Below are 8,836 nucleotides of genomic sequence, written 5' to 3' on the forward strand. Positions count from 1 at the left end.
CGCCATCCGCTCCCACGCCGCGTCGCTTAAAACCAACCGGTCCATCACACCCAAGACTGCCTCCCAAAAAGCAGCCTTGAATCTGATTTGCTCCTAAAAGGGAATCCTTAGAGTCCACACCACCTAGACAGTAGACGCAGCGAATAGACGTTCGGTCCCCGCTGATGCTGCTTCTGATCAAGCGCCCGCCTGGCCAGCGTCAGCATGCGTCCGAGGACGCCGCTACCAACAGCGTTCCGAAGGAAAAGTGCTTCGCTAGCCAAATGAGCCGATGCTCAGTCGTGAGCACGTCATATCTTGATCGGATCGAAATCGCGAGGTGTCCATTCCTCTCCGGGTTCTAGGTCAGTTACGTCAACTACATGGCCCGTGCCTTCAATCGTCCACCCTCCCATCTTGGCTGCGCCCTCCTGGGTGGCCATACGCCGAGAGATAACCACTTCATCGGTAGCGATGTTGTAGAGCTTCACTTTGTAAACGGTAGTTCTCGCAATTTCCATTTGCTCTTGATCTGCGTCGCAGGCGTATCCATGCAAATGGATCAGCACTAAGTGGCCCCGCCTGGGCAGCCGCGCGAGCTTGTCGAGGATGTACTGCGGGGCTCCTTCTTTGATCTCTACGCCGTATCCGTAAACCAGCCCGTCGTCGTTGGCGATCTCGTGTATCGCATACTCGATTTCATTTAGTTCATCGGGCGTGAGGTAAAGTGCCGCGGCAATCGCTTCGGCCTCCTCGCGGTCGTACTCATCGTCAAGGTGTCTGCTGCTCATTGTACACCACTCATGATTCCCGCTAGTGACTTTTCCTAAGGATCGACTTCGGTTGGTTTTGCAGCGGCTCCTAGCATATTTTCCAAAGCCTTTACATAATGAGTGTGGTGAGATTCGATCGAGTATCCTGGGCGGCACTCGGAGCGACCGCGGCATTTTCTACGAGGCTCCAATTTTTCAGCAAGCGGAAATCAGGTCAGTCTCGGTGGTAATTCAGCATGCTGTTGCACGCATCCTCGACCTCAGTACTTTGGAGCGGCGAGCCGACAATCCTGATCGAGCCACGGCTCTGGTCAAGCGGACGCGACGAGGCGATGTAGCCCAACCTTTTCCGCGAAAGCCAGGATCGGTCGGGCTCTGGAAGCTGATCACGAACGAATAGCCGTCGCTGCTCGCACTCCATATTTCCATATCTTCGACAGCGCGATGGAATTGCAGGGGCATCAGGCTCCGTTCGCCTGGTCAACCCGAGGACGAAATGCTTCGCGAGGACGACGTGACGGGTCAATACACGGCAGCTCTCGCCGGCAAATTGCGGCTCCTCGTCAAGCCATGGCGTAGATCTGGAAGCTCGGTTTATCCCGCCCTGGCCACCTGCCTTAGTCCCGCGCTTGAAAACTACGGATGTGAGGTGTTCAGCGAAACGCATTCCCTGGAATCAATTTAATCCTATGTTTGTCATTTCGATCAACTGCCTAAGCTGATAGTTGACTGCGACACGAGGCGTTGCCTGAGAGAGGCCGGGACGCAAATCTCGATAATTCGGGGCTTCAGCGATAATAGCGAGCAATGGCGTCCTACCCTCCGCGGAGGAAATCGTGCTTATGAGGCGCGCATGACGCTTGCGATCGACGTTTGCGCGGCTGACAGCGAGGGAGCCACTTCGAAGCATCGCTGTTCGGCCATGCGGGAGCGCGGCCGCTGTAAACCGCAGCCATCATCTGCCTGCGTATCTTGAGTTACCTTCTATTACCTCGGCTTGACCGGCATTGACATTTGGTCAATTCCGGTTCGTAGAAGCTCACATCTTATTTCATTCAAGGGCTCTCTATAACCCAAACAGGTGGCTCAACAGAGCCTCCAAATGGCCAAAGGCATCTGACCTGCCACTGAACTTTCATCCAGCGGCGGTTAGAGTCTCGGGGTTTTGTACGCCAAGTGGCGCGGGTGGAGCAACGGGCGATCGGCGGAGCTGGTCCGGGTTGCGTAGCCGATCGTCCGTTGCGGTGAGGTGGGCGGCATAGGCCGCTGGGGTAAGGTATTTCAGCGACGAGTGAGGCCGCCGGAGATTGTAGTCGGCGACCCAGGCATCGATCTTGGCGCGGGCGTCGTCGAGATCGAAGAAGAGGGTTTCGTTGAGCAACTCGTCGCGCATCCGGCCGTTGAAACTCTCGATGAAGCCGTTCTGCATCGGTTTGCCCGGCGCAATGAAGTGCCAGTCGATCGCTGTGTCCTTGCTCCAGGCGAGCATGGCATTACAGGTGAACTCGGTGCCATGGTCGGACACGATCATTCCTGGCTTGCCGCGTCGCTCGACGATTGCCGTCAGTTCGCGGGCAACACGCCGCCCCGAGATCGACGTCTCCGGAATGGCGCCCAGGCATTCCTTGGTGACGTCGTCGACGATGTTGAGGATGCGGAAGCGCCGCCCGTTGGCGAACTGGTTGTGGACGAAGTCCAGCGACCAGCGCGCGTTGGGCCTTGCCTCGACCAGGATCGGGGCACGGGTCCCCACAGCTTTGCGGCGAGCCCGCCGCTTACGGACGGTGAGCCCTTCCTCGCGATAAAGCCGGTAGATCCGGTTGATCCCCGATGGCTCGCCCTCCCGCCGCAGCAGGACGAACAGCCGGCGGTAGCCGAAACGCCGCCGCTCGTTGGCAAGATCGCGCAACCGGCCGCGCAGAGCCGCGTCCGCAGGGCGGCTGGAGCGATAACGGATCATCTTCCGATCCGCGCCCACGATCGAGCAGGCCCGCCGTTCCGACAGGCTCATGACGGCCTGCAGGTGCGCGACCGCAGCGCGCTTGGCGGCGGGCCCTACCATTTTTTTGAAAGCAGCTCGCGAAGGGCGGCCGTATCGAGCATCTGCTCGACCAGAAGCTTCTTCAGCTTCGCGTTCTCCTCTTCCAAGGCCCTCAGCCGCTTCGCCTCGGAAACGTCCATGCCGCCGAATTTGGCCTTCCAATTGTAGATCGTCGCTTCGGAGACCCCATGCTTGCGAGCCAGCTCAGCCGTCTTCGCCCCAGCCTCATGCTCCTTCAATATCGCGATAATCTGCTCTTCCGTGAACCTTGCTCGCTTCACCAGTCCGTCCTTCTTCGGGCCGGACTCTAACTCCTTCTGGAGGAAATACTCAGTGGCAGGTCAGTCAGTGAGCGCGCCCCGCTCAGCCTCCAGCTTGGCAGTCAAAGTTGCCGCTATTAGGAGCGCTCGATCAGATGGGCTCTAACTCCATGCGACCAAGACCCGCTTCCTAGAGTTGCGGTTCAAAACGCACAGGCGCGGCAGCATCCCGCGACAGCTAGGACCACATTCTCTTTTTGGCTTCAAGATTTAGGCAAGAGGCCGCCAGCGGCGATGGATGCTGCTAGGCCCGCCAACACTGCCACGATCGCCCAAAACCAGCCTCCCGAAGTTGCAGATGCTTCTTGAGGAGTTAGTTCGGTTACGCCAAAGGCTGACATATCGGTCTTCATTGTTGTCTCCTTTTCTGTATGAGGAGCAGCTATCAAAGACCGTGCCAACTACGCCAAGAAGAAAGCTGTTCGATAGCTTAATGCAATGCGCTCGCTTCGGCCTTCCACTCCGAGCAAGTCTCTGCGCACCGCTTGGAGGGCGGCGGACATCACGACCGGCCTCGAGTTCAGTAGTTTAGTTGAGCGCAGCAAGCTAGGGAAGATGATGGAGCCCGCCATCGCGCCGGCCTTTCGTTTTTGCGATCTATTTGTCTTGCCCGGTTCGGACACTCGGGCTTTGTCTGCCGGTCGGCACGTGCAGCTGCCATATGCTGTGGAGCCGCATCAGCAACAAATAGGGTCGCGTTTGCGACAAGAATGCCATGACTTGACATGCGACGTAATGTTCGCGCGGTCTGCAGCACAGTTCGGTTAAGCCTCTGCGGACGCAGAGCCGCTTATTGCTGGCTTTCCTGAGCGCTTGGCACGAGATTTGAATACCCTGCGTTGGCGGCAGCAGTTCCTGACCGCCGACTGTGCGAAAGGAAAAAGCATGAATATGTCAGCTTATGGTGTAACCGAATTGACTCTCGAGGAAGCGTGTGCTGCTGCGGGAGGGCAAGATCCGTGCGCTTGGCTAATTACGCCAACTCCAGAAGGTACTTATAAGATCGAGCCAGTTTTCTGCCCGCCCGAGCAGCCTCAGAGCGCATAAGTAGCACGCGCAGAAAAGCCACTTAGGGAGCCAGTCTGTGGCGGAGCTACCTATCCTCCAGGCTGGCTCTCTTCATGATGATAAAAGTTCTTTGCGACGGAAGGGCTTTCGCGCCGCAGCTACGGCTGGAATACCTCTTCAACGTGCGTCGCTAACAGTTCGTCGCTCTGGAGCAGGACGAATGTGGGCGCTGTGGGTCTGAGATTTCCTTACCGTCTCTCGGTGACCGAGCAAGCTGCCGACCTGCACTGTTCCCCATTCAGGATGAGACAAACAATGAAGCTCGATGTGCCATATTACAATCTGGCCGAACTCTCCGTTGGCGAAGCAGTCGCGACCTCGGGAGGGCGGGTCTTCGGATTGTTTGCAGCAGGCATGTTCGCAGCTGTAGCTGCATGGGAGATGGGCGTTGATCGTTTGGTCCGGTGAATGATAGGTGGCGCATCCCTCGAAGGTGCTCAAGCGAGATCGGCATGTTGGGCCTGCTAATCGCACTATAGCGTGATTACTATGACTGATGCGTTACTGCCTCCGGAAGTGGTCGGTTGCACCGCGGAGAGTATCCTGTCGCGAGGATCAGGGCGATCATTGGCAATCTACAGGCTGCTAGTACTGTTTGTCGTTGCGACCATGTTGTCGCTGCCGATCATTACTGTCACGCTTTCTGTTCAAAGTGCCGGTACTATTCGTCCCACAATTGAGAAGACTCCCCTGATTGCGCCGCTTTCCGGGCGCGTCTCCCGTGTTCTTGCGGTCGAGAACGATCGGGTTGAACAAGGCCGGGAGATCCTAGTTCTCGACGACAAGGTCATTGAGGAAAAAATCGGTACGCTAACGAACGAAATCCGTCTGAAGCGAGATCGTGCCATCGATCTCCAGGCCCTGATCTCTTCTGGCGCGCAGTTCGAACCTCCCATCCGCCTCCGGACCGAGGCCGCCGAGGCCGAGCGGCTGCATTTTCTCAATCTGTTGCGGGAGAACCAATATGCCCGCGGCAATGCCGCGGTGGAGCTCGAGCGGGCCAAGCGTCTCCTCTCCGTTGCTGCAGCGCCTGCCAAGGCGGTTGAGGAAAAGACCTTGGCGCTGCAGAGCCTCGAGGTAAAAGGCGAGATCCTTGCCCGGAGCAAATCCGCCGAATGGAATCAGCAGCTCTTCGATACAAACCTCCGCCTTCAGGAGCTCACTGCGAGTCTGCACCAACTTGAGAGCGAACGCGACCTGAGCCGCATTCGCGCTCCCGTGTCCGGCGCGCTCGAGCAATTCTCTGGCCTGTCGTCAGGCAGCTATGTCCAGGCAGGGCAAACCGTGGGTTGGATATCGCCTGAAGGCGAACTGGTGGCAGAAATTTACGTCTCTCCCAAAGACATCGGCTTCGTGCAGCTGGGGCAGGCGGTGCGGCTCCAGGTCGATGCTTTCAATTACAATCAGTGGGGGGGAATTGACGCGAAAGTGCTAAACGTGGCGCAGGACTTCATCCTCCTGGACAAGAACCCGGTCTTCAAGGTCCGTTGCGAGCTCTCTCGCAGTTACCTTGTACTCAAAAACGGAATTATTGGTCATCTGAAGAAGGGCATGACTGTGCGAGCCCGCTTCCTCGTCGCTGAGCGCACTTTGCTGCAACTCCTCTACACTGAGTTCGACGATTGGCTCAACCCCCTCTTGGCTGCCCGCTAACTATTGATTATTCGAGAGCCAGTGAGCCACTATGTCGAGGCAGATCATCAAGTTGAAGCAACGGGACATGACGGATTGTGGGGCTGTCAGCCTTGCTTCTGTTGGAGCCTTCTATGGCTGCAAATTGCCCTTGTCTCGTGTCCGACAGTTTGCCTCAACCGACCGCTCCGGCACTACGGTGGCGGGTCTTTTGCAGGCGGCCCAAAAGCTGGGCTTCATTGCTAAAGGCGTCAAGGGCAGCTTCGACAGCTTGTACAAGGTCCCGAAGCCCGCTATTGCGCATGTGATCATCAAGGACGTCCTGCATCACTTCGTGGTCGTCCAGGCGATCGACGCGAGGTGCGTCACCGTGATGGACCCGGCTTTTGGTGAAATTCGAAAGCTGTCGCATGAAGAATTCAAAGAGCAGTGGACCGGTGTCCTGGTGCTCCTGGTTCCGGCAGATACCTTCAAGCGCCGCGATGAGACCACCTCAACTCTTCTTCGCTTCGCCCGACTGCTTGCGCCACACAAAGCTGCGCTGGCGCAGGCGATCGTCGGCGCACTGGTAACCACCATTCTGGGTCTCTCGACGGCCATTTACGTACAGAAGATCGTAGATCACGTGATTACATCGGGCAACCGCAACTTGCTGAACCTCATGAGCGTTGCGATGTTGCTGATCCTGGTGCCACAAATCCTTATCAGTCTCCTTAGAAGCCGGCTCGTCCTGGAAACTGGGCAGAAGATCGATGTGTGCTTAATCCTCAGCTACTACAATCACATCCTAAGCTTACCCCAAAAGTTCTTCGATAGCATGCGAGTGGGAGAAATCGTTTCCCGGATGAACGACGCGGTGAAAATCAGGAGCTTCTTGAACGAGGTCTCCATCACAATCTTCGTCAACATCATGGTCATACTGTTCTCGTTCGGGTTGATGTTCCTCTACTCCTGGAAGATCGCTGTGGTGGCGGCAATCTCGGTTCCTCTATATTCGCTGGTATATTGGGCCGCTAATCGGCTGAATAGCAAGCGCCAGCGCGCGATCATGGAGAATGCCGCCGATCTGGAGGCGCAATTGGTGGAAACACTCGGAGCTGTTTCTACGATCAAAACATTCGGGATGGAGAACAGTGCCTGCCTTAAGATGGAGACCCGCTTCGTTAGGACGCTGCAGTCGGTCTACAGTGCCGGCCTCATCTCGATCGTTGGAGACAACGCTTCTACGTTCCTCTCAACTCTGTTCACGATCCTGCTGATGTGGTTCGGTACGACGCTTGTGCTGGATCAGACCGTCACTCCGGGTGAACTGCTTTCGTGCTATGCGCTGCTCGGCTATATCACCCGCCCAGTCACCAACCTGATCCAAACTAACAGAGTTGTGCAGGACGCCTTTATCGCGGCGGATCGCCTGTTTGAGATTTTTGACCTTGAGCCGGCACGTGACGGAGGCGCTGATGTCACAAAATCCGGTCTAGGTGATATTAGCTTCGAGAATGTCACGTTTCGTCATGGCGCACAGCCCAAGCTCTTTCAAGATCTCAGCGTCACGTTTCGCAGAGGCGAGATGACGGCCGTGGTAGGGGAAAGCGGCTCCGGCAAGAGTTCCCTTGCAGCGCTGCTGCAGAACATCTACCCGCTTGAGGGGGGATGTATCCGGATCGGCCCCCATGACCTCAGGCACTTCTCGGCCGTATCCCTGCGTAAGCTTGTTGCTGCGGTACCGCAATCAACCGACATATTCTCGGGCTCGGTGATTGAGAACATCGCACTTGACGAGTTCGAACCGGAGATCGAGAGGATCATGAAAATTTGCGACCAAACTGGGCTGCGCGAGGTAATCGAGCATTGGCCCGGAGGCTTCCAGGCCAACCTAGGCGAAAATGGCATAAGGTTGTCTGGCGGTGAGAAGCAGCGCCTTTCGTTGGCACGGGCTCTATACCGGAATCCGGAAATCCTGATCCTAGACGAACCGACCGCCTCTCTCGATTCAATTGCCGAAGCCACTGTGCACCGGCTCCTTGAAAATTTGCGCCGGGCCGGCAAGACTATCGTAGTGATCTCTCACCGGCTTAGCACGATCCGTGGTGCCGACAAGATAGTCGTTTTGGACAGGGGCCGTATCGTTGCGGAAGGCAGGCATACTGATCTGTTGGCTGAAAGCGCTTATGCTCGCTTGTGGCAGACGCAAACCGGAGGAGGCTTAAGTTGCAGCTGATGGTTCATCGCGACATTGGGCCCAATTGTTCGCGAGCTCTGGTTGCGGGTCGATGCCTGGGCATCGCTGGCTGGCGCGAGATAATGCCGACAGGCTCGACACAGGCACTACCTGATCATCACGTCTCGGCGCCCCGGCCCTCCTGTGATGAATGACGAACACGACGATTTCAAATGGCTGGCTCGAGGCGATCGGCGCTCCCTAACGGTCGCCGCGCGTCCACATGGCGTGCTTGCGCGCAACCTAGCACTACTTTGGCAGATTCACTGACGGTACTGTTTTTCACGGCTTCGTCTTCTGCAGTGTGGGCATTGCTGAGATAGCGGTCGAAGTATGAGACCGACGATCGCGTGGCGTACGGCCGGCAGGCTAGGCTGAGGCGGCGGTCCGTTGATTCTTTTTTTTCCGCCCCACTTGTGTGAGGCAAGGCACGATGGATTTGCGAACAGGCGCATCAGCAGTTGAAAGAGGAACTCGGGCTTGATGAAGACCTTGCCAGGATCGTCCCTCGCTTGGCGAGCCCAACGAGCTTGATGATGGCCCGATGCATCAGCCGCGCGTCGGTCGGATGCGCAACTGCCTTGGGCTGCAACGACCACCCGCTCCAGGTCCTTGGGGCCGATCGCGCCAGTCTTGTGCGCCACCGACAGACTTTCCTGGATCAGCGCGACGAGCTGTGTATTCCTCCGGCGAAGCTTACGATTACCCACATTTTTTTGAGGTGCACTGAGCCGAAAAACTTGAGTCGCTAGAATCGCTTGTGATTCTTTGATGGGCACCTGATTCGAGAAGAGGTGCTCTATGG

The 8,836-nt window shown here is 56.9% G+C and carries 6 protein-coding genes and 2 pseudogenes; 3 read left to right on the top strand and 5 right to left on the bottom strand.

Annotated features, from left to right (window positions below):
- Positions 1–290: 290 nt before the first annotated feature.
- The 4 genes and pseudogenes from AC0QUY_RS41630 to AC0QUY_RS41645 all read right to left on the bottom strand — a co-directional run bounded on the left by AC0QUY_RS41630 (position 291) and on the right by AC0QUY_RS41645 (position 3,466).
- The gene (locus AC0QUY_RS41630) at positions 291–770 is read right to left on the bottom strand and encodes a hypothetical protein (RefSeq protein WP_161855531.1); all 480 of its coding nucleotides are present in this window, start codon (positions 768–770) and stop codon (positions 291–293) included.
- Between the two features lie 1,117 nt (positions 771–1,887).
- On the bottom strand, positions 1,888–2,955 hold the full coding sequence (locus AC0QUY_RS41635) for an IS3 family transposase (protein WP_246738312.1): 1,068 nt from the start codon (positions 2,953–2,955) through the stop codon (positions 1,888–1,890).
- Positions 2,925–3,074, bottom strand: a pseudogene (locus AC0QUY_RS41640) (transposase); the annotation flags it as partial. The pseudogene AC0QUY_RS41640 and the gene AC0QUY_RS41635, both read right to left, overlap by 31 nt.
- A gap of 242 nt (positions 3,075–3,316) precedes the next feature.
- Complete coding sequence (locus tag AC0QUY_RS41645; RefSeq protein ID WP_161855529.1) at positions 3,317–3,466, bottom strand: hypothetical protein; 150 nt, start codon at positions 3,464–3,466, stop codon at positions 3,317–3,319.
- Positions 3,467–4,436: 970 nt separating this feature from the next.
- On the opposite strand from AC0QUY_RS41645, the gene AC0QUY_RS41650 reads away from it, so the two are divergent.
- The 3 genes from AC0QUY_RS41650 to AC0QUY_RS41660 all read left to right on the top strand — a co-directional run bounded on the left by AC0QUY_RS41650 (position 4,437) and on the right by AC0QUY_RS41660 (position 8,031).
- Entirely contained in the window at positions 4,437–4,589 is a 153-nt protein-coding gene (locus tag AC0QUY_RS41650) for a hypothetical protein (protein WP_161855528.1), read from the top strand.
- A 159-nt stretch (positions 4,590–4,748) separates the two neighbouring features.
- Entirely contained in the window at positions 4,749–5,834 is a 1,086-nt protein-coding gene (locus AC0QUY_RS41655; protein ID WP_161855527.1) for an HlyD family secretion protein, read from the top strand.
- 31 nt (positions 5,835–5,865) lie between these two features.
- Positions 5,866–8,031 carry a peptidase domain-containing ABC transporter gene (locus AC0QUY_RS41660; RefSeq protein WP_161855526.1) on the top strand — a complete coding sequence of 722 codons (2,166 nt, stop codon included), beginning with the start codon at positions 5,866–5,868 and terminating at the stop codon, positions 8,029–8,031.
- Between the two features lie 263 nt (positions 8,032–8,294).
- On the opposite strand, the pseudogene AC0QUY_RS41665 reads toward AC0QUY_RS41660, so the two are convergent.
- Positions 8,295–8,836 (bottom strand): annotated as a pseudogene (locus AC0QUY_RS41665) (hypothetical protein); the annotation flags it as partial.

The organism is Bradyrhizobium sp. WYCCWR15520, from assembly GCF_056174665.1.

Bases quoted from the DNA above. Each gene is read 5' to 3' on its own strand.
- AC0QUY_RS41650 (WP_161855528.1), top strand. From the start codon at position 4,437: ATGAAGCTCGATGTGCCATATTACAATCTGGCCGAACTCTCCGTTGGC.
- AC0QUY_RS41660 (WP_161855526.1), top strand. From the start codon at position 5,866: ATGTCGAGGCAGATCATCAAGTTGAAGCAACGGGACATGACGGATTGT.
- AC0QUY_RS41645 (WP_161855529.1), bottom strand. From the start codon at position 3,466: ATGAAGACCGATATGTCAGCCTTTGGCGTAACCGAACTAACTCCTCAA.
- AC0QUY_RS41630 (WP_161855531.1), bottom strand. From the start codon at position 770: ATGAGCAGCAGACACCTTGACGATGAGTACGACCGCGAGGAGGCCGAA.